This window comes from Flavobacterium olei (assembly GCF_039749035.1).
GTDB classification, from domain to species: domain Bacteria; phylum Bacteroidota; class Bacteroidia; order Flavobacteriales; family Flavobacteriaceae; genus Flavobacterium; species Flavobacterium olei.
This window is the reverse complement of the sequence record NZ_JBDKWC010000010.1, coordinates 30529-53257: the sequence shown is the minus strand read 5'-3', so window position 1 is coordinate 53257 and position 22729 is coordinate 30529. Positions and strand designations below refer to the sequence as shown.

Annotated in this window: 18 protein-coding genes; 3 read left to right on the top strand and 15 right to left on the bottom strand. The window is 33.8% G+C overall.

Annotated elements, in window-relative coordinates:
* Window positions 1-60: 60 nt before the first annotated feature.
* From ABEB31_RS21290 to ABEB31_RS21245, 10 genes are all read right to left on the bottom strand, one after another.
* Entirely contained in the window at window positions 61-2592 is a 2532-nt protein-coding gene (locus ABEB31_RS21290; protein WP_347053681.1) for a PIG-L family deacetylase, read from the bottom strand.
* A 174-nt stretch (window positions 2593-2766) separates the two neighbouring features.
* Complete coding sequence (locus ABEB31_RS21285) at window positions 2767-4392, bottom strand: LVIVD repeat-containing protein (RefSeq protein ID WP_347053680.1); 1626 nt, start codon at window positions 4390-4392, stop codon at window positions 2767-2769.
* Window positions 4393-4600: 208 nt separating this feature from the next.
* On the bottom strand, window positions 4601-5119 hold the full coding sequence (locus tag ABEB31_RS21280) for a hypothetical protein (RefSeq protein WP_347053679.1): 519 nt from the start codon (window positions 5117-5119) through the stop codon (window positions 4601-4603).
* 186 nt (window positions 5120-5305) lie between these two features.
* The gene (locus tag ABEB31_RS21275) at window positions 5306-7138 is read right to left on the bottom strand and encodes a hypothetical protein (RefSeq protein ID WP_347053678.1); all 1833 of its coding nucleotides are present in this window, start codon (window positions 7136-7138) and stop codon (window positions 5306-5308) included.
* 82 nt (window positions 7139-7220) lie between these two features.
* On the bottom strand, window positions 7221-8321 hold the full coding sequence (locus ABEB31_RS21270) for an AI-2E family transporter (protein WP_347053677.1): 1101 nt from the start codon (window positions 8319-8321) through the stop codon (window positions 7221-7223).
* 100 nt (window positions 8322-8421) lie between these two features.
* Window positions 8422-8952: a mechanosensitive ion channel domain-containing protein gene (locus tag ABEB31_RS21265; RefSeq protein WP_347053676.1), complete on the bottom strand. Its 531-nt coding sequence runs from the start codon at window positions 8950-8952 to the stop codon at window positions 8422-8424.
* A 10-nt stretch (window positions 8953-8962) separates the two neighbouring features.
* Window positions 8963-9547, bottom strand: coding sequence for a Maf-like protein (locus ABEB31_RS21260; protein ID WP_347053675.1), 585 nt, complete (start codon window positions 9545-9547; stop codon window positions 8963-8965).
* Complete coding sequence (locus ABEB31_RS21255) at window positions 9540-10466, bottom strand: geranylgeranylglycerol-phosphate geranylgeranyltransferase (RefSeq protein ID WP_347053674.1); 927 nt, start codon at window positions 10464-10466, stop codon at window positions 9540-9542. The genes ABEB31_RS21260 and ABEB31_RS21255 overlap by 8 nt, the downstream gene beginning before the upstream one ends.
* A 72-nt stretch (window positions 10467-10538) precedes the next feature.
* Window positions 10539-11066: a KdsC family phosphatase gene (locus ABEB31_RS21250; protein WP_347053673.1), complete on the bottom strand. Its 528-nt coding sequence runs from the start codon at window positions 11064-11066 to the stop codon at window positions 10539-10541.
* Window positions 11050-11811, bottom strand: coding sequence for a Rossmann-like and DUF2520 domain-containing protein (locus ABEB31_RS21245; protein ID WP_347053672.1), 762 nt, complete (start codon window positions 11809-11811; stop codon window positions 11050-11052). Before ABEB31_RS21245 ends, ABEB31_RS21250 begins: the two co-directional genes overlap by 17 nt.
* A 316-nt stretch (window positions 11812-12127) precedes the next feature.
* Between ABEB31_RS21245 and ABEB31_RS21240 the strand changes: the two genes are divergently transcribed.
* Window positions 12128-15355 carry a cytochrome c biogenesis protein CcsA gene (locus tag ABEB31_RS21240; protein ID WP_347053671.1) on the top strand — a complete coding sequence of 1076 codons (3228 nt, stop codon included), beginning with the start codon at window positions 12128-12130 and terminating at the stop codon, window positions 15353-15355.
* Window positions 15356-15441: 86 nt separating this feature from the next.
* Here ABEB31_RS21240 and ABEB31_RS21235 read toward each other — a convergent pair whose 3' ends face one another.
* From ABEB31_RS21235 to ABEB31_RS21225, 3 genes are all read right to left on the bottom strand, one after another.
* On the bottom strand, window positions 15442-16080 hold the full coding sequence (locus tag ABEB31_RS21235; protein ID WP_347053670.1) for a DUF3667 domain-containing protein: 639 nt from the start codon (window positions 16078-16080) through the stop codon (window positions 15442-15444).
* A gap of 294 nt (window positions 16081-16374) precedes the next feature.
* Window positions 16375-17163, bottom strand: a complete 789-nt coding sequence (locus ABEB31_RS21230) for an anti-sigma factor (RefSeq protein WP_347053669.1) — start codon at window positions 17161-17163, stop codon at window positions 16375-16377.
* A complete protein-coding gene (locus tag ABEB31_RS21225) occupies window positions 17163-17693 on the bottom strand; it encodes an RNA polymerase sigma factor (protein ID WP_347053668.1) in 531 nt (176 codons plus the stop codon). The genes ABEB31_RS21230 and ABEB31_RS21225 overlap by 1 nt, the downstream gene beginning before the upstream one ends.
* Before the next feature lie 804 nt (window positions 17694-18497).
* Here ABEB31_RS21225 and ABEB31_RS21220 point away from each other — a divergent pair.
* Window positions 18498-19085, top strand: coding sequence for a glutathione peroxidase (locus ABEB31_RS21220; RefSeq protein ID WP_347053667.1), 588 nt, complete (start codon window positions 18498-18500; stop codon window positions 19083-19085).
* Between the two features lie 55 nt (window positions 19086-19140).
* Here ABEB31_RS21220 and ABEB31_RS21215 read toward each other — a convergent pair whose 3' ends face one another.
* Together ABEB31_RS21215 and ABEB31_RS21210 are read right to left on the bottom strand one after the other, a co-directional pair.
* On the bottom strand, window positions 19141-19638 hold the full coding sequence (locus ABEB31_RS21215) for a GNAT family N-acetyltransferase (RefSeq protein ID WP_347053666.1): 498 nt from the start codon (window positions 19636-19638) through the stop codon (window positions 19141-19143).
* A gap of 15 nt (window positions 19639-19653) precedes the next feature.
* Complete coding sequence (locus tag ABEB31_RS21210; RefSeq protein WP_347053665.1) at window positions 19654-20829, bottom strand: thioredoxin family protein; 1176 nt, start codon at window positions 20827-20829, stop codon at window positions 19654-19656.
* Between the two features lie 177 nt (window positions 20830-21006).
* Between ABEB31_RS21210 and menD the strand changes: the two genes are divergently transcribed.
* The gene (gene menD / locus ABEB31_RS21205; protein WP_347053664.1) at window positions 21007-22668 is read left to right on the top strand and encodes a 2-succinyl-5-enolpyruvyl-6-hydroxy-3-cyclohexene-1-carboxylic-acid synthase; all 1662 of its coding nucleotides are present in this window, start codon (window positions 21007-21009) and stop codon (window positions 22666-22668) included.
* The last annotated feature ends 61 nt before the right edge of the window (window positions 22669-22729 follow it).

The following is a 22729-nucleotide window of genomic DNA, read 5'->3' as shown; positions in this document are numbered from 1 at the left end:
TAGCTACTAAAACATAAGTGTAGCTTTTTTTCCATTTTTTTGTTTTTTTAGCTTCCATTTTTATTGCTTTAACTCTTGTTTTGGAGCATCTATTGGCTGTTTAAGCGAAATGATATTCGATAATAATCGATACGCGCCGGATACGCCCTCCGGTAATTCCCTAAAGAAACTTAAACCTGTGTAAATATAATATCCTTTTCCGTATGGCGCGACTAATAAAGCACCATTTTTAGGAGATTCTCCTTTGTCGTGTGAAGATATAATAGGAGTGAAGGCGGCATCGTACTCATTTGGATAGTACAAGCCCTGTTCCTGCGTCCAGCCTTTAAAATCATTTTCTGAGATTTTATTCGGCGTATTTAAAACAGGATGATTTGGTGCAAGGAAAGTAATTTTAGCATTTTCTTCGGTTACACGATCGTTAGATAATTTTAACGGATATGGAGCAATTTTATCTGTTACGAGTTTTCCGTTAGTGTTGTATTGCACAATCATGTTTTTTCCGCTTTTCACAAAATTAAAAAGTATATTTTGCTTGTTTGCCAATGCACTGACTGTATTATAAGCACGAACTCCGGTAATCACGGTAGTAAAAGAGTCTAACTTTTGAGGCGTGATTTCTTCCGGTTTTAGTATCGAGACTTTATATCCCATTTGGGTTAAACTTTCTGGAACTTCATCGCCGGCACCCATTATATAGGCAATCGCATCTCCCGAAGTTTTTAAATCCATTCGTATGAATTTAGATTCCGCTGCTTTTAAAACCATCTGTTTGGTAATATGGCTGAAATCGATGATGGTCTGGTCTTTGTCAAAACGTTTATTATCAACTATTGCAATACTTTTTGCGGTTACCTCTTCGGAATTTACCGGTGGTGTTACTTCAAAATAAAATATTTGTTCGGTTCCTTTTTTGTCTAATGCAAACTGGATTTCTTTCGGAGAAACGTTCCAGCTTTTAGGAAGATCCAGTTGCAGATTACCTTTTACATCGTCTTTTCCGGCACGAACTTTTACCGGTATCATTTTGGTTTTAGTATCTCTAAAAAGCAAAACTCTTTCCAGAATAGAAGTGGTAACCTCGGGAACAATATCCAGAAAATTATACATTTCACCTTTAACACCATCATTGTATTTGTACACAACGGTTCTTTCAAACGGAATGTCAACGCCACGTATTCTGATATTAAAAACCACTTTAGTTTGTCTGATAATATCCGGAATACCAATGTTTTCCTGATTCGAAACGGTATACATTCCAACCGCTGCTTTCTCTTTTAACCAATATGGCTGCGTGTATTCTATATTTTCAGGAAGTTGTATTTGTAAATTGATTCTCTGATCATTATTATTTTTTAAAATGCTATTTTGAATAGTAGTTTTGTTATCAGGTAATGTTGTAACACTAATTAATTGCATGTCGACAGCACATCTGTTAATTGCTTCAAGACTTAATCTTATTGTACTTCCCGGAGTCGCTTCCTGCTCATTTGAAACGGCTTCAAGATATAAACCTGAACAAGACGCGATAATGTTTTTTACCGCAGCAGATTTAATTGTTTTCCAATGATTTTCATCTAAAGCCTCAATCATGGAATATGCTTTTACCAAATCCGGAATACTCGCTGAAGGATTGCTGAAATTATATTTTGAAATTATCGAAGTAATTAAGTCACCAATTAGTTTCCCATTTTTAACACGGTTCCAGGTCGTATCAATTCCGTCAAATAAATTATCGCGGTCTCTTGGATTTTCGCCGTTAATAAGTTCGAGATATTCTGTTTCTTCACCACGAACTCCTGTGCTTCCAAAACCTTGAGACTGATGACGGCTTCTGCTTAAAGCGGCAATTTCCTGATTTGATTTTCCAAGTTCGCTATAATAAACACCCGTTTCTAATTTTGCGAATTTAGATTTGTCAGCAGCGTCAAATTTTTCCTGACTTCCGTAAAACCACCACGAAGGATTAAAATACTGACGTTTTATCTGCCAGGGAGTAACATACTTTAATTGTTCGGGATACATTTTGGGATCATTTGCTAGTTTAAAACTTTCCACACTTAACATTGCCGAAGAAGTATGATGTCCGTGTGTAGTACCCGGTGAGCGATGGTCAAATCTGTTGATGATAATATCAGGCTGGAATTTTCTGATCGTCCAGACCACATCTGCCAGAACTTTTTCTTTATCCCAAATATCTAAAGTTTCGTCGGGATTTTTAGAAAAACCAAAATCATTTGCTCGTGAAAAAAATTGCTCTCCGCCATCAATTTTACGTGCTTCAATTAACTCCTGAGTTCTTATAACACCTAATAATTCTCGTAATTGAGGACCAATTAAGTTTTGTCCTCCGTCACCTCGGGTCAGAGATAAATAACCCGTTCTGGCATTCCTTTCGTTGGCTAAATACGAAATCATTCTGGTATTTTCGTCATCAGGATGCGCGGCAAGATAAAGTACAGAACCTAGAAAGTTTAACTTTTTAATTTGATTGTAAATTTCAACAGAATTTAATTTTTGAGGCTGCTGCGCAAAGGAAATTTGAAAACCGATAAAAAATAAAAGAATGATTTGAATCTGTATTTTTCGCATGGTAAAAGTGAATTGTTTTCTGAAATCGTTCCAAAAATACTAATTATTTTATGGAACATTAATTAAATGAAATGTTAACGCACAATTATTATACCTTTTGAGATAAATTCAAAAAAAAAGCTGCCGGTAAAATTCCGGCAGCTTTGAAAATATAGCTGAAATAAAGTGGGGAATTTATTTCAATTTATTCTCTGTGTCAACATAATTTCCTGTAATGGTTACGTTACTTCCTTTTGTAACTTTACCATAAATAGTTATAGAAGAAGTGCTTCCCACAAAATTGATTTTTGCACCACTGTTTAATCTTAAATCACCCCAGATTACAACTGAACCTTCAATTTGCAAGACAGCATTAGTATTTATAATAAGCTCTGTTGGAGACGATTGCTGGTATTTACCCTGAGATAAGCTTCCTCTCATGTTAAAAGTACCGCCACTGTTTAAGGTAAGATTACTTAAAACTGCGATTGAACCGCAATGCGTTAAAACTGCTCCCGAATTTACAATTGCAGAATTGATAGCAGTTGCTCCCTGATACGATTTTATTTCATTAGAATTTAAGATCAGATCTCTGCCTTGATTATATACTCCGTAAGAAGAACAACTTGCAAAAGCAGTATTTGGTTTTTCCATTTTAATGATTTTCAAACCACCCGTTCCACTGGCAACATAGATATAATTTCCGCTTGATTTTACGTAGTTGGATGAACCTGCAATTCCCACAGAACCTAATAAATTAAGCTGAGTAGCCGATTGATATACATTAAGACCCAAAGCTCCGTTGGCTACAAATGCATATCCGTCATTTAAAGAAACAGCATTTGTTACATTGTCTTCAGCAGCAGCTGTAATTCCCAATGTTTGTAATTTCGAACCGCTGTTAATGTCGTAAACGCCAAGTCCGTTTGCGCCTTCAGAAACAAAAAGTTTTGTTCCGTCGATGTCCATTGTTCTTTTTGCACCACTTATATCTGTAGAAGTTTTAAAAGTTTTTTGCAGAGCAAGTGTAGACTGGCTGTAAATATTAACACCCTGAGTTCCGCTTAAAGTCACAACTTTATCACTTGTTAATGCCATTGAACGTAAATCTGATACCGCTACTTTACCTGTAATTTCTTTTGTGGAAGTACTTAATTTAAATAAGCTTCCGTTATCTCCTGTTACAGCAAAATAATTAGAAGCATTTGCAGCAACATCTGTTGTAACCCTGCTCTCTAAGTAATTGGTTTTCAATTTATCAGTTAGTAATCCTGAGCTCAATTCCATGTTAAATGCAATTGCAGGATTTGTTTTTAAAAGCGGATCTTTGTCTGTATCTTTTGCTGCTCCTATAATTAGATTTGCTCCTGTAAAAGTAAGGGAGGTAATATCGGTGTTTGGAATTAAGGCAGAAGTAACCAATTTTGGTTTGTAAGGATCTGAAATATTGATCACATCAATTGCTCCGGAATAAGCATCGCCTCTCATAATATAAGAAACGTAAGCATAGTTGCCGTTTACTGTAACGTGACTTGCCTGCAGCGTTCTTCCGTTCGCATCAACCGGAGGTTTTACTTCTGCAATCTGAACCAATGGAAAAGTGGTGTTGGCTGTCTCAGCAGATTTTCCTGTCACAGAACCGTTTTCGATTGAAATAACTCCTGAATTAGTTAAATCAAGTCTTTTGTTTAGTGAAGATTGATCTGAATTAATTGTAATGCTATTTAACGATTGGTTGTCGTTTTGGTTATCATCGTTATTGTCACAACCTATTAATAGTGACATCGCTAAAAATGAAAGTAAATAAACATTCTTTTTCATAAATTTATTTTGTGGATTTTTAAAATTCGGTGCAAATGTAAGCCATAATTATATTGATATACGACATTTTTGCAATGAAAGTTCTTGCAACACAGTGATTTATATTAAATGTTTAATGTTTTAACAAAGAAGTGAACAAACAAATCATAAAAAAAGAGAGTATCGTTTGTATTGATACTCTCTTGTGTTGATTTTTAGTAATTTAGCATTATCTTCTTCCGTGTCCATGTCCGTGATCGTGATCATCTCTGTCGTGACGGTCGTGTTTGTCATGATGTCTATCATGTTTATCGTAATGTTTGTAATCTCTGCGATCGTAACGACGATCATTATATCCGTAAACAGGTCTTGGTTTGTATGGTCTTTGCGGTGCACCGTGATATCCTTTGTAATATTTTACTCTGTGTCGGTCAAAATAGGTGTAAGGGGTTCTTCCGTGGTAATCTGTCAGAACTACTTTGTAACCTCCGTATAGATCATAATTTCTGTATTGTCTTGGTAAATAAGTGGTTCTTACCCATCTTCCTCCTCCAAAATAGATAAACTGAGAGGCACGCACATCGTAGTAGGCTTCAATATCAGGAAGATAATAATATTCCATTTCTGAATATCCTGAAGGCCCCCAGGCCGGCGGATTTCCTATATTAACGTTAATCGATACCTGGGCTTGCGTGGCGTTTGCAACCAATAAAAATAATCCGGCGATTGCTAATTTTATCGTTTTCATCTTTTTTGTTTTTAAATGTTAATCTTGTATTAAGATATTCATATACTGTGCCAAAAAAAATATTGGGATGTATTTTATCGCTTAAAAATGCATTTCATCGAATGAACTTAAAGAGAAAGAAAATGTAATTTATTGATATATAATTTTTTACTATTTGTAATATTTAAAAAAAATAAAAATAAAAAATTATCTGTAATCTACAATTCTTGGTTTGGCCAGTTCAAAATTCTGCATTCTGTAATCTGTCGTTTCAAAAGTATTAGTTTTAAATACATTGTCTCCCTGCAGAGGAATACTTGGATAATAGGATAGGGAGAGCTGAAAGGAACTAAAAACCAAATAGTCATTACTAACCACCAAACCGATAGTAATTTTCGAATATGGCTTGCTTTTAGTCATACCCACTTCCGGACTTCCTAAAACAGCTATCGAATAATTAAAAAATGGGTTTAGACGAAATCCCCACAATTCATGAGGGGAGTAGGTTTGTGTCTGAAGCGAAAGAACCGCTTTACTGGTACCGTAAACCGCACTGTTAAATCCGGCAATTCCGTTTAAGTCGTTTATATTGAGCTCATCTCCAATTATATTATCACGATTTGCACCAACAACCACTTTCGGATTAACAAATTGTCTTAATTTCCAATTTCCTATAGTGTATAACTTTGTAAAGTAATTTGCCTCAAAAGAAAACGTAGTCTGATAGGTTTTTGACTGATGGAAGAAAGTCCCGGCCTCAAAATTCATACTTAAAAAACCAAGACGATAATAGTTTCCAAAAGAATATTGGGCGCCTGCATAAGGTCTCCAGTACTTATTCTTGTACTGGTAACCAAATGTTAATCCGTAGATTCTTCCTGTGGCAACGTCTTCTGTTTGTCCGATTCTAAAAATGTAACGGTCCTGAATAAACTTTCGCGTATTAAGTCCGATACCGGTTAAAATCAGTTTTTCATCAGAATAATAATGATCCGGATCGTATATATCACTTGGCGTCTCGCTAAAATTTTTATTCATAAACCGACCCGTAACAATAAGGTTGGTAATCGCTTTGTGCGGATCTTCAAAAACTTTAAAAGCCCTTCCTGCCCATGCATCCTGAGACGCGTATTTAACGGACTGATAGGCATAAGCAAGATCTGGAGCCTGAAGCGTATCGCGACGATAATACTCATCAACATATAATCCGCCGGCCCATTTGGTTAAAGGAGAATAAAAATCACGTTCAATATCAATACTTTTGATGTAATTTTTATCTAAATCCATTTTATAATGCAAAACAGTACCTATATAGGTATTTTTTATATTTGGAATTGTATAAGTCGCCTCATTTGCATTTCTACCGTCATCGAAACGATTCGTAAATCGATACTCCAGCTGTTGTCCGGACCCGAAAAAGTCTTTTTCCTTAAAACCCACAGAAACCTTGTTGCTGGAAATGGAGAATCTAGGGATCGTACTCCAGGAATCTAGAACGCGAATCGTAACATCAACAGAATCTGAAGCAGCTCCTACAGTCTGATTTGAAATACGGACAGCTGTAACATACCTTTGGGCACGAATCAAACGTTCGGATTCGAGAATTTTATAAGTATTATAAGGCTGATTTCTCTTAAAAAGCAATAGATTATAAATTGCAATTTTCTTGGTTTTGAGATGTAGACGGTTACCGGTTCTTTCTCCCCAGTTTTTTGGTGCCTGAGCCGTATCTGAAACAGAATGACCAAAGGGATCCATTGTTATAATGTTTATTCTACGGATTATTTTTCCGTCATATCTTGTAGAATCAATAGGAACAAGCAATTCTTTTTTCTTTTTTGATTTTTTAGATCTGAAAAAAAGTTTATGCATGGTCTGCGTAAATTTATTTTTCTTAGAATAATTTCTAATTTTATTATAAATTTCTGTAGAATCTTTTTGAGTTTTAGGTTCTTTTTTAGCTTTATCAACCTGCGAGAATCCACTTTGTATACAAAAGCAAAACAAAATAAAAAGCAGTATTTTTTTATATAAAGACATTTGGTATTTTTCTTCAGATAATTTTAAAATATTTTTGAATAGAACGAATAATTAAAAAGTGTTATAGAAGTAAACGCTTATTTTAATTTTCTGTTGCGACTTTTCTTTTTCTCCAGGTAAATTTTCTTGGGACATGATTTCCCATTAGATAACCCCACGGGGAAAGAGAATCAATTCGGTCAAAAATAATTTTTAAAATAGCCAGAAGCGGGATTGCTAAAAACATACCCGATATTCCCGCGGCGGCGCCTCCGACAATAATTCCCATAATCGAAACAAAGGCGTTGATTTCTACCTTAGAATTGATTATTAGCGGAACAAGAAGATTGTTATCTATTAACTGCACAATTACATTGACAATTAAAATTCCCAGTATCATTGACATTTCTGCAGAACCTGTTAGAGAAGCCACCAGTGTGATTATACCTGCAATTGCAATTCCGATATACGGAATCAAATTTAAAATTCCCGTTATTAAACCTAATAAAATAAAATATTTAATTCCGATAATCCATAGTCCAAGACTTGTCAGAACGGCAACAACAATCATTTCAATTATTAAACTGACAATATAATTGTTTATGGAAACTTTTATTTGTGAAAGAATATCTACCAGGGTTGCATGATTTTCTTTATTAATTAATTTCGCCAAAAAAAGTTTAAAATGCTCTTTATAAATTAAAAACAGAAAGGTATAGATAATAATAATAGTGCTGTCCAAAAGAACATCGCTTATAGAAACTATAAAAGATCCCAACTTTGCCTGACCACTTTTAACAGAGTCATTAGTCACGGTCTCCAGATATTTTTTCTGTTCGCCAATACTAATCTGAAAATTTTCTCTTATAAACTTATGGATCTGAATGATAAAGGAGTTGGCATTTTTTCTTATAGTATCAAAATCATTTGCCATGTAGGTAACCTGATAAGAGATAAAAACTAAAATTCCGATAATAAAAGAAAGAAAAATTGCCATACAGACAATTCCCGCCAAATGCCTTGGAAACTTAAGCTTTGTGTGCAAAAAAGTAAAAATTGGCAAAAGTAAAACGGCAAATAAAAATGCCATTAAAACAGGAGTAAGAATATCTTTTCCTGTGCAGAAGATAAATGCAAAGCAAATTAAAGTTACAAGAATAAAGGAAAGTTTTGCATAAAATGGTAGAGTTATTGGCCTGGTCATTATATATTGGATTAAGCTGATTTATAAAACAAATATTACACATTATTTGCTTTTTTATGTTCCAGCTTTTTTCCCGGCCGTTATAAAATTCCCATTATAATTAGTCAAAAAATTCTTTATCGTCAAATTTTGCTGTAATTATTGAAATTCCTTTTTGCAATAATAAGTTATTTGGAAAAATTATTTTTTCTCCTTCTTTGGTTTTCAGACTGACGTGGAATGTATTAATATCTTCAATTTCAGCTTCAATTGGAAAATCTTTATCGTGTATTTTGATTGTATCGCCAATTCTGAAAGGAAATGAAAAAAACAAAATCATTCCCGAAGTAATATTGCTCAAAATAGACCATTGTGCAAACATGGCCACACCAATTACAGTCGCGATAGAGGAAACGGTTATAAAAATATCTTTAGTTTCGACACCCCAGATCACAATTAGCGTTGTGGTAACCAGTATATTCATAAAAATATTAATATACTTGATGACCAGATTGGTACGATGTTCAAACAAATGACTTGTAGCGGCAAAACGTCTCACTAAATTTGCAATCACCATTCGCAGCACAATCAGAACTCCGAGGAGAATGATGGTGGCTACTATTTCGCGGCTATATTCTTTAAAAGAAAACATAAAAATAAATTTACACTAATGTACTCAAAAATTCATAAACTTTTGCTGTGGGAAGTCCCATAACATTGGTATAAGAGCCTTCTACTTTTGCAACTGCCATAAAACCAAACCATTCCTGAATTCCATAAGCGCCCGCTTTATCGTAAGGTTTGTAATTTTCGATGTAATACAAAATGGCTTCATCAGATAAGTCATTAAAAGTAACTTTTGTAACATCATTTATGATGGTAGAAGCAGAGCTGGTTTTAAAACATACAGATGTAAACACTTCATGCGTAGTATTCGACATGGATTTAATCATGGCAAAAGCTTCTTCAGCATTTTTTGGTTTGCCTAAAGCTTTGCCCTGATGCCAGACAATTGTATCGCTGGTCACCAAAATCTCATTTTCTTTCAATTCACCATCAAATGCGTTTGCTTTAAGTTCAGCAAGATAATCAGTAATTTCAACCGCTTTAAGCTCTGGTGGATAAATTTCTTCAATATCTTTTAAACGAATTTCAAAATCAAGATCTAAATCCTTAAAAAACTGCTGCCTGCGCGGAGAACCCGAAGCCAAAATGATTTTATATTTTTTTAATTTTTCTCTAAGCATTGTATTTGATATTTAAAGCAATAACCAGAATGGATAAAATGCCGAAGAATAAAATAAGTTTTAAAACAGTACTCAAATGATGAAAATCTTTTTGAGTCTTAGCGGTGAATATTTTCACAATAAAATACAATAGTGGCGCTAAAACGGTCGCAAATGCATACAATATAGTAATGTATAATTTATTCTGCATAAAATACATATTACTGTAAAGAGCTGCTGCAATAAAGGCCACCACAGCAAAACCCAAGGCGATTTTTGCGGCTCTGTTGATTCCTATTGCAACAGGAAGCGTATTCATTCCCATATTATAATCGCCATTTACATCTTCGATATCTTTTATAATCTCACGAATAAAATTAATCATAAACGCAAAGAGGGCATAGTCGGTTAAAATAGAAAACAGACTTGCCATTTGTGCCTGATTTTCGCCGGTCGTGGCCGGAAAAAGATCAAAAACTCCAATAATTAAAACGCTTGCCGCTAAAAGTAATGCCACAACAAAATTGCCTAAAATCATAATCTGCTTTAGTGTGGTAGCATAAAAATACAATAGAGAAGCTATTAAAATAAATAGTGATGCAAATGTTGGTCTTAAAATAATATTGGACAAAAGGAAACCAAGTGCAACACCTGAAACATTTAAACCAATATAAATATTATAAGCGGCAGTTTCGGTAATTCCTTTACCCACAACCACATCATTAGGTTTATTGATGCTGTCGGTTCCTACATCATAAATATTATTTATCACATACCCGGCCGCGGCCAGTAAAACGGTGCTTAATACCAATAATCCATATTGCCAGTCAGACAATGCCAGCGGAACATTTTGCTGTTTTAAAAATGCATACCGGAAAAGAAGCTGCATAAATGCCAGCATTAATAAATTTTGATAGCGAATGAGTTTTAGGAATTTCATTTTTTTTAAGAGGCTAAGTTGTAAGATTCTGAGGTGCTAAGTTTTTTTCAACAGTGAATTTTAATTAAATCATTAATCATTTTGTCCATTAAAATACTCCATCCATTTCCCCTGGACTTTCATTACCTGTTCAATAACATCTCTTGCCGCGCCGCGTCCGCCTTTTACGTGCGAAATGTAGCGGCAAATATTTTTAATTTCGGGACTTGCATCCTGCGGACATGTAGGCAGTCCGACTAACTTCATTACATGAAAATCGGGGATATCATCGCCCATGTACAAAACATTCTCATGCTTAATAGCATTACTATTTGTATATTCATTAAAAGTTTTTACCTTATCGGGACTCCCTAAGTGAATATCTTTTATACCAAGATTTTGGAGGCGAATACGAACGCCTTCGTTGCTTCCGCCAGAAATAACACATACATTATAACCACTTTCAATTGCTGCTTTCATTGCATAACCGTCACGAATATTCATGGTTCTCAGCATTTCGCCTTCGTTGGTTACCAAAACAGAACTGTCCGTTAGTACGCCGTCGACATCAAAAACAAACGTGGTGATGTCATTCATTATTTCCTTATAACTTTTTGCCATTATCTTGTATAGATTGTGTTAGAATTTTATAAATATTTTTTTGATTTTCATTTTGTATAAAAGCCAGATGCGCATCTGTTGTCACGTTATCGTGGCGTTTGGCCGGACCTGTTTGCGCTTCTAAAGGAGATAAAGTTTTCATTTTATCGGCAGTTTCCAGTATCAGTGGTTTTAAGATTTCAAACGGAAGCTGATTTTCTTCGCAGATTTCCTGTCCGATCTGATAGAGATGATTCGTAAAATTATTGACAAAGACAGCCGCAACGTGCAGTGCTTTTCTTTGCTCTGAACTTATGGAATAAAGGGCTGTAGATACGCTTTTTACAATACTTTCCAAAATTTTGTAATCTGCTGTGTTTTCTGCTTCGAGACAAAACGGAATATCCGAAAAATCAAGTTCCTTATTCTTAGAGAAAGTCTGTAACGGGTAAAATACGCCTCTTCGGTTTTTCTGATCCAAAACCTCTATGGAAGAAGTTCCTGAAGTGTGAACAACCAGTTGATTGTTAAAAGGCAGTGCAGAAGATACTTCGCTTATAGCATTATCTGACACTGCAATTATATGTAGATCAGCAGTTTGTAATTCGTTAAAATCTGTTACGATTTTTTGTGGTTCAATCAAATGATATAAAGTTTCTTTCTTTCTTGAAAAAACTTGTTTGATCTCAACAATCTTACTTGCAGAAAAAGCATTTATTAAGTGTTGTGCAACATTGCCGGAACCTATTATAGTTATCTGAATCATATTCGCAAAATTAGTATTATTTTTTAATGAATTCAAGATAGGTAAAGTATTAGCTGAGATTTTACAGAATTGAATCTTATTTCTTATACTTAAAGACTATCTCTTATTATTTGATGGTCGTAAAATTTAAATTTTCTAATTCCATAAAGAGAAGATAAATAGAAATTTGTTTTTTGTAGGTTTAAACTTTCTGCATTATCAATTGGTTTAAAATTTCGTATTTATTTTTGGTTTTTATTAACAAAAGCCAAAGTCCTCCAATCAACATTTTTAAGTACTTTTGTCGCACTTTAAACATAATGTAATTCCTTAAAAAATGGGTAAAAAATTAGTTTCATTTTTGCTTTCTGTTCTCTTTTCTACACGATTAATGGCCATTCTTTTTTTAACATTTGCAATTGCGATGGGTGTTGGAACTTTTATCGAAAGTAAATACAATACCGACACTGCCAGAATAGACATTTATAATACGTGGTGGTTTGAAGCAATTATGTTGATCTTCATGCTGAATTTCTTCGGAAATATAAAAAGATACCAGTTACACAAGAAAGAAAAATGGGCAACTCTATTACTTCATATTGCTTTTGTTTTTATTCTGTTAGGTGCATTTATTACCCGTTATGTTAGTTATGAAGGAATGATGCCTATCCGCGAAGGAGAAGCGGAGAACCGTATTTATTCAGATAAAATGTTTTTGACCGCAATGGTTGATGGTGAATATAAAGGTGAAATGAAACGCAAAACTGTCGAGAAAAGCTTATTATTATCTCCGGTAAGAAACAATGATTTTACAATTACTGACAATTTTGATAACGCTCCTTTTGAAATTACATATTCAAAATACATCTTTGGAGCTGTAGAAATGGTTAAGCCAGACCCAAACGGAACTTTATATCTTAAAATGGTTGAAGCTGGAGCAGGCGGCCGTGAAGAACATTACTTAAAAGAAGGTGAAGTTCAGAACATTCACAACGTTTTATTTGCTTTGAACAAACCCACTGCTGGTGCCATAAATATCAATACTACCGGCGAACAATATACAATTCAGACTCCGTTTGAAGGTGAATTTATGCGAATGGCCGATAAGCTAAAAGGAACCGTTACGAAAGATAATGTACAGCCTCTTATGATGCGTTCCTTATATAGTATTGGTGACATACGAATCGTATTTCCGGATCCTGCTATGAAAGGAAAAATAGACTATAAGGAAAGTACAGATTACAAGGCTAAAAACCATACTGATGCCTTAATTGTTAAAGTAAAAGCGGATGGTCAGGAAAAAGAAGTAACTCTTTTTGGCTCTAAAGGAAATGTTGGAGAACCTAAAACAGTTAAAATTGGCAATAAAGATTATTCATTGTTTTTTGGAAGTAAAGCTTATGTTTTGCCTTTTAAAATAAAACTGAATGATTTCATTGCTACGAAATATCCTGGTACCGAAAAAAGTTATTCTGCTTTTGAAAGCAAAGTGACCGTGCAGGATTCAACAGAAACTTTTGATGCTGACATTTATATGAATCACGTTTTAGATCATAAAGGATACCGTTTTTTCCAATCTTCATTTGATCCGGATGAAAAAGGTACAGTACTTTCTGTTAATCACGATTTCTGGGGAACATCAATTACATATTTGGGTTATTTTATGCTTTTCTTTGGTTTGATGGCGATTATGTTTACCAAGAATTCCCGTTTTACAGATTTGAAACGTAAATTAGACGGTATTCAAAAGAAAAAAGAAAAACTAATTACTATTTTAGTTTTAATGATTAGTTTGAGTGGTTTTGCACAGCAAACACCTCATGTTCATTCACACGGACACGATCACAACCATGCTGCAGATCCAAATGATCACGCAAATCATGTAACAGCTCCGCCAAGTCAGAGACAATTAGATTCGTTACTGACTATCTATAAAGCGCCGGAATCTCATGCAGCCAAATTTGGCCGTCTGATTATTCAGGATGCCGGGGGAAGAATGAAACCGATTAATACTTTCTCATCTGAATTACTTCGAAAAGTTAGTCACGATGATAAATATAACGGAATGAATTCAGATCAGGTTTTCCTTTCTATGACGCAATATGCTCAGGTTTGGATTCAGATTCCGCTGATTTATATTAAGTCAGGAAATGACAGTATTCGTAAAATAATCGGAATTGATAAAGAAGCAAAATATGCTCCTTTTGTAAAATTCTTTGATGAGCAGGGAAATTATAAATTATCTCCTTATTTAGATGCAGCTTACAAAGCGGCAAATCCGAATCAGTTTGAGAAAGATTTTATCGAAACAGATAAAAAAGTAAACCTAATGGAATCTGCATTAAGCGGCAGCATTCTGAAAATTTTCCCGGTTCCAAATGATCCAAATCACAAATGGGTTTCTTATTTAGAACGCGATGTTGCAGGTTTTAAAGGAATGGATTCCACTTACGTGAAACAAATCCTGCCCTTATACTTTAGTGCTTTAAACAACGGATCTATCCAGAAAAACTTTGATACCGCTGATAATCTTGTGGAAAGTATAAATGGTTTTCAAAAGAAATTTGGAAGTAAAGTAAGACCAAGCGAGCAAAAAATTGATGCGGAGATTGCTTATAATAAATACGATGTTTTTAAAGTTTTGCCTTATTGGTACATTACAGCTTCAATCCTGATGCTTATTTTTACAATAATCAATATCTTTTTTGAGAAAAAATGGCTTCGCGTAACCGTGAATGTTTTTCATGTCATTGTCGGGTTATTGTTTGCCATGCATACCTTAGGATTAATTGCGCGTTGGTATATTTCGGGACATGCACCCTGGAGTAATGCATACGAATCGATTGTCTATGTGGCATGGGCGACAATGTTCTTCGGATTGGCTTTCGACAGAAAATCAAAATTGACTGTTGCTTCATCTGCTTTCGTGACAGCAATGATCTTAATGGCAGCGTATATGAACTGGATCGATCCCGAAATTGCAAATTTACAGCCGGTTCTTAACTCTTACTGGTTAATGATTCACGTAGCAGTTATTGTGGCAAGTTATGGTCCATTTGCTTTGGGAATGATTTTAGGTTTTGTAGCATTACTGCTGATTTTCTTTACTAATTCTAATAACAAAGCCAAAATGGACTTGCATATTAAAGAGGTAAGTTACATCAATGAAATGGCTTTAACGATAGGTTTGATTATGTTAACCATTGGAAATTTCCTTGGAGGACAATGGGCAAACGAAAGTTGGGGACGTTACTGGGGATGGGATCCAAAAGAAACCTGGGCTTTAATCTCTATTATGGTGTATGCCTTTATTATTCACGCACGTTTTGTGCCTGCAATGCGAGGAAAGTGGATTTTCAACCTAATGAGTATGTTTGGTTTTATCTCTATTTTATTTACGTATTACGGGGTAAATTTCCACTTAGTGGGTCTGCATTCTTATGCAAGCGGAGAAGCACATTCGCTAAACTGGATTTGGTATTCTTTGATTGTAATTTCAATAATTGGAGCCATAACATATCCAAAATATCATAAATATTACAAAACAAAAAAAGTAAAGAAATAATTTAAAGTAATAAATTATTAATTCACACCAAAAGGTTCATTCTTATAGATTGAACCTTTTTTTTGTTGAAAACCTCGATATAATTTTTAAGTAATTTTAAAACCATTTAAGACCAGAAAACTTATTATAATTACTATCAACATCATAAGAAAAATCATGTGACTTAGCAGTGTCAGTAATAGAGTTTTAATGAGTGAAAGTTTATTAAAAAATTGAATATTAGTCCAAACCATCAAAAGTACATCAAAAATATAGAGAATTTCGTTGATATTGTTAGTTTTAGAACTTCCGTTAAAGTAATAAAACAGTGGAAATGCCAAGATGTGTAACACTAATCTCTGTGAAGCTTTATAGGAATTTAAAACAAAATATTCGACAAAATTATATTCCTGCTTTCGAAAACAAATATAAGTTCCGATTGTAAACAGTGGAATTGTAGCAATGGTTATCCACGAGAAATGGGTTGTCAGCCATTCATTGTAATTGTCCATATCGATTGTCAGATTATTTGAAATATTCTGATACAAATGAACGTTAAAAAAATGATGCAAAACTCCGTAAAGAGTTGCCAGAACTACTACCAAAGAAACCGGTTTAAAATGTCTGACCCGTTTTCCTTCAATAAATTCACGTATGGAATGTCCTGGACGGGTAAATAATTGTTTAACGGAGTACGGAATTCCATCATCAAAATGCAATAAACTATGTTGAATATCATGCCACAAAAAATGAAAATTTATTTTGTGAGTCTCGGAAGTCTGTCCACACTTGTTACAAAAATTTCCCTCAAATGCATGCTTACAGTTTTTACAGATAATTTTCATTTATCACATTTAGATTTTAAAATTTTGAGTTCATCTGGAAACATGATCGTAAGAATGGGTGAGAGGTATCAGCAAAACTGCCATTTCATGTAAACATTCTTCATACAATTAGTCTTTCATTTAAATAAAAATAATAAAAAAACGCATATCAAATTAATTTAATATGCGTTTTTGATTAATCAAATCTTTTTGTTTTTAAACTTTTCCGAGAGTGTAAAGTTGTTCCATTGTTGGAGTTAAGCTTCCACCTGCCGGCTCAAGAGTAATTCCAAAAGCCTCTGCAGAATCGGTCTCACTAACTGCAAATATTCTTTGCTCATTTTGTTCAAAATTATCCAGCAAACCAATACTTGTTGGCGTAAGAACCGGACTTAATTTTAAAGACCAAACCTGATATACCATTCCTTTTGGAGGTGTTGGCAGACCCGCAGCATCAATATAAGTCGTTTTAGTTTCCTTATTCCAGTACACTTTGGCAAATGATTTTGGAGAAACGGTCTGACCTCCAAGAGTTACCCCCGTATTTCTAATATCTCTTACGATGCCTAAGTTTTTCTCTGTTTCTTTATTTTGCTGGCTTAAGTACGCATACTCTCGTTGAATTTTATTTTTCTCAGTTCCAACAGAAGAGATGGCTTCTTTTGTTTTTGTTAATTCTAAAGTCTGATATCCCAAACCAAGTAATAATAAAACTGCGGCCGCCCAGCCCACATATTGTGACCAGTTGGAGGTTGGTTGCATCTCAAAGACTTTACCGTGTTTAAGTTCGAGTCGGGCTTTAATTTTCTCAAAATTTTCCACAGAATGGAAAGGAGAGAAGCTTGACGAAAGAGCTATAATCGCTTTTTCTATCGAAATAATTTCCTGATCTACTTCCGGGTTGCTTTTTGCAAGTTCAGCGATTTCAAGATTTTCTTTTTCGCTCAACAAGCCATACACGTACAACTCCAGAATTCCTGATTCTATATATTCTTGTGCTTCCATTATACTTTTAAATAATTACGTAAATCGTTAATACAGTTTCTGTTTTGTGTTTTGATAGTTCCCAGTGGCATCGCCAGTTCTTCTGAAGCTTCTTGTTGGGTATATCCTTTAAAGAATAGTAAATTAATTATTTCGATACATTTTGGTTTCAGTTTCTTTACGAATTCCTGAATTCCAATCGCGTCTATTTTATGACTTAATTTATTGCTCTCGTCTAACAGATTTACGAAATTATCCGAAGAAAGGTTTTTTTGGCTGTTATTATAATTTTTAGAACGAAGTTTATCTATCGATGTATTTCGCGCTATATTAAGGATCCACGTGTAAAATCGGCCTTTACTTTCGTTATAAGAATCGATGTTTTTCCAGATTTTAACAAAAACATCCTGAAGTACATCTTCTGCTTCTTCGCGATTTTTGATGAGGACATGAATGACAGAAAATAAACTTTTAGAATACATGTCGTATAGATGTGTAAAAGCCTTTTCGTCCTTTTTATAAATTAAAACTAACAATTCTTCCTGACTCATAGATTGGGATTTTTAAGTTTAAATATTAGAAGTTGTAACATAATTAAGTAACAGATATAAAGATAATTTATTTTTTTGTGATTTATTTTATTTTTTTTAACAGTCTAAACCCTAGAAAAATAAGGGGTTTAAAAAAAAGATAGATTTTTTTTACATTTTGTAAAACCAAAAATAATCCTGTTACGTAAATGTAATTAAGAAACGGAATTAAAAAAAAGAATAAGGAACTAACTTATTATTAAAAATTGGCAGTTGGATTAATAGCTTTTTTATCGCTCAGCGCTGCTCAATAAAGATTTTATTTAGTAAGTGATAAAAATTATTTAATGACATAATATGCTAAGTTATGAATATATTAAAGCTTTTCGTTTTACTTGTTTTTGTTTTGATATTCTTAATCATTTACAATTGATAAAAAATAATATAAGTTCTTTTTACAATAAAGTATGATATAGTTGATAAACCCGGACTTCCAAACGAAGATTTTTTTAATATCTCAGGGCGAACGTTCAGGATACAATTACATATACAAGCCATTTGAAAATATATAAAGTTCGTCCGGGCATTTGGGGGTTAAAGAAATTTTCAACATAACCGGGTTATCAACTATAATTTAATAAAGTTATTACTCTAAAAGATTGCATAATAATTAATTCATGGTTTGATTTGTTTGTATGGGGAGAAGCCTAACGTCTGATTAACGTTAGGCTTCATTTTTTTTATTTAACTTTTGATTAGTAAAAATTAAGGATATTAAATAGTTTTAATGACACGGATTTAGCTAATTTTATAAAAAATTACAAGATGAAAAAAATACTATTTTTAATGCTCGGAGCTGCTTTTTTGTGTGGTACACATTTACAAGCGCAGACCAGTAAGAACAAATTATCTAAAACAGATAAGGTTATGGCAAAAGAAACAATTTATCAGTTTAAAGTAGAAGATTTATCAGGAGACACTTTTGATTTTGCGTCTTTAAAGGGTAAAAAAATCATGATTGTAAATACTGCTTCAAAATGTGGTTTAACACCTCAGTACAAAGATCTTGAGGCTATTTACAAAGAATACAAGGACAAAGGATTTGTAATTGTGGGTTTTCCTGCAAATAATTTTGCTTCTCAGGAACCTGGAACAAATAAGGAAATCGAAACTTTTTGCCAGCAAAATTACGGAGTTACATTCCCGATGATGAACAAAGTTTCTGTAAAAGGCAGTGATATGTCTGAAGTTTATAAATTTCTGACTCAAAAATCTAAAAATGGTTTACAGGATTCAGAAGTAGAGTGGAACTTTCAAAAATATTTAATTAACGAAAAAGGAGAATTAGAAAAAGTGATTAAACCTAGAACCTTACCTACAGATCCTGAAGTTATCAATTGGATTAAGAGTTAATTTCAATTTATATTTTTTATAACCGCAAAGTTCTTGTGAACTTTGCGGTTAAATTTTATCTCAAAATAAGCTGCATAAAAACTAAATCCAGCCAGTGATCAAATTTGTAACCCACTTCACGAATTGTACCTGCAGCAACAAATCCGAATTTTTCGTGAAAAGCGATACTTCCGGCATTATCTGCATCGATCGCACCAATCATAACATGGTAACCTTGTTCTTTTGCCAGACGAATCAATTCGGTTAATATCTTGGAGCCAATTCCTTTACCTATTATCGTATCAACAACATACACAGAATGTTCAACAGTGTACTGATAACCTATTTTTTCCCTAAATTGCCCGTAACTTCCAAAACCAACCACTTCGCCATCTAAATCGGCCACAACTACAGGAAGATTTTTGGCTGTTTTATCCTCAAACCATTTTTTTTGTACGTCGATAGTTTGAATTTCATAATTATAGTTTGCAGTGGTATGCAAAATAGAATAATTGACGATTTCAAGTATTTTTTGCAAATCGTCTGCTGTAGCAGGTCTTAAAATGATACTCATTGGTAATTATTGTGGTTATTTTTTATTTAATTCTGTTAATAAAAGATCTGCTTCTTTAGCATCCCATCCCATTTCTTTTGCGATGACTTTTGCCCTTTTGGTATATTCTAAAGCTTTCTTCTTATCTTTTATCTTATTATAAAGTTTGCCTAAAAGCAGATTTCCGTCATACGCATCATTTAATTCTATGGAATGAGTGACCCAAAAAATTGCTTTTTTTAAACTCTCACTATCATTAATATGTTTGAAATAGGTATTTCCAATCTCTTTTAGAAAAACCGGATCATTCCAGACTAATTTCTCCGTATCCTGAAGTGTAACTTTTTTATAAAAATTCCAGTTTTCTGTTCTTTCAGCCAAAGTTAAATCAAATTTAAAAACCAAAGAATCTGTCTTCTGCAATCTGATGGATTTGGCAACTTCTCGTTGCTTATAATAGTTTATAGTATCTAAATTGTCAACCAAAGGTCGAAGCAGCTCATTGACAATACTTTCAATTTTGCGGTCTACACGATTTTGAGAAGCCACAGCTGAAAATTCTTTTTGATGTTGCAAAACATATTGAAACTCCCGTGATTTAATATCGGTAACGCCATTTGCAATTACCCGCCAGTTTAACTCGCTAACCAGTTGTGCATCAGATTGTGTGTTTAAATAAGTATGAGTTGCAGGAGATAAATCAATTCTGTCTTTTCCCTTTTTTAAAGTATTCAGATAAGTGAAAAATTTATCTGAATTGGATGGGTCAGCCAAAAATCCTTTTTCCAGATAAGGCAACTGCATTTTAGGATTCAAAGCATAATGAAGTTCTTTTATAAAGTCAGCTTTTTTCCACTCGCCCTTCAAAATATAAATTAAATTTTCGTCGCTGTCCAGAAACAGAAAGGAGGGAAGAGATTTAGTACCAAATTGATTTTTTAAAGCAATTCCTTCTTCTTTTTCGATGTTCTTATACGTACAGACAAAATTTTTATTCAGAAAATCAATAACAGCAGGATCGCTCAAAACTTCAGCTTTCATTATATTACAATGCGGACACCAATCTGCGTACAGCATAACAAAAACAGGTTTATCTTGTTTTTTAGCATTTTCTAAAGCCAATTTGTATGGCACATCAACTGGAGCAAATTGATTTTGAGAAGTTAAAGTCTGAAAAGCTATTGATAAAAAAAAGATAAGGGAAAAACGCATATCAGATCCGGCATTTTATTAATATTCGATTTTACAAATATATTTCGTTTTTCGGTAAACACCCTTAATATATTCCTAATTATAATCTAAATCAACTGCGAAGTTTGTAACTTTGTAAGCAAATAAAGAATCAGCCAACAAGCAGGTTTTCTTTAGAAAAAGTAATAAACGACCGGAATGATTTACCCCAAAATAGCGCTTGCACAAAGCATTATCGAAATTTTATCTGCCAAAGGCATTATTAATATCATTATTTCTCCAGGATCAAGAAATGCACCGTTAACCATCGGTTTTGCTCAAAATCCTAATTTTAAATGTTACAGTATTGCAGACGAACGTTGTGCTGCATTTTTTGCTCTTGGCATTGCACAGCAGACCCAAAAACCGACAGCTCTGGTGTGCACATCCGGATCCGCTTTATTGAATTATTATCCGGCTGTAGCCGAAGCTTTTTACAGTCAGATTCCGCTTATTGTAATTTCTGCCGATCGTCCGCAAAGTAAAATTGATATAGGCGACGGACAAACCATCCGTCAGGAGAATGTTTTCGCTAATCATTCCGTTTTCAATGCAAATCTGACAGAGGATGCATCGGAAGAAAATGATTTAAAAATTAATCTGGCGATTGAAACGGCAATTCTTAAGAAAGGTCCTGTTCATATTAATGCGCCTTTTGAAGAACCTTTATACGAGACAACAGAGACACTTTCTGTACACCCAAAAATTACAGATTTGCAACTGGAGGAAACGGTTCAGAAAATAGATAACAGCGAAGAATTTGTTTCCGTATGGAATACCGCCAAGCGAAAACTGATCTTGGTGGGAGTTAATCAGACCAATTTAATCGATCAGGAAATAATCGACAATTTAGCTGCAGATCCGTCTGTAGTTGTATTGACTGAGACGACTTCTAATCTGCATCATACCACTTTCATCAATTCAATAGATACTTTAATAACACCTTTTGATGATTCTGATTTTAAAGAATTTAATCCGGAAGTTTTAGTGACTTTTGGAGGAATGGTAGTTTCAAAGAGTATTAAAGGATTTTTGCGAAAATACAAACCAAAACACCATTGGCATATTGATACGTTACGCGCTTACGATACGTTTAGTGCGCTAACCAAACATTTTGAAATGCAGCCGAATGATTTTTTTAAAGACTTGCTTTCAAAAACTTCTTTTGTAAAAAGTAATTATTTTAAAAATATAGATGCGGTTTACAAAACCAGATTAGAAAGAAGAATATCATATTTGAGTAAAATCGAATTTTCTGATTTTAAAGTTTTTGAAAAAGTAATCGAATCACTTCCCAAAGATAGTATGCTGCAAATCAGTAACAGTTCTGCTATTCGTTATGCACAGTTAATAGATATCGACGATTCTATTGAGGTATTCTGCAATCGGGGAACAAGTGGAATCGACGGAAGTACCTCTACAGCAATCGGGGCCGCTGTGGGAAGTGCCAAACAAACTATTTTTGTAACGGGAGATATAAGTTTTCTGTATGACAGCAACGCTTTGTGGAATTCTTATATCCCGAAGAACTTTAAAATTATTTTAATTAATAATGGAGGAGGGGGAATCTTTAGAATTTTGCCCGGTCATGAAGAAAAACCGGTGTTTAACACCTATTTTGAGACTTCTCATAATCTTACAGCAGAACATCTTGCCAGAATGTATCATTTAAATTATTTTACAGCGAGTGATGTAAATTCATTAGAAAATAGTATTGAAGCTTTGTATAACTCAGATGTTGAACCTGCAATATTAGAGGTTTTTACGCCGACCCACGAAAATGACAGGATTTTGAAAAACTACTTTAAACATCTTGTATAATTTATAGGAAAAATAATGTTAAAATAATTGTTTAGCGTTTTGCTTTGCTCTAAATTTGGTT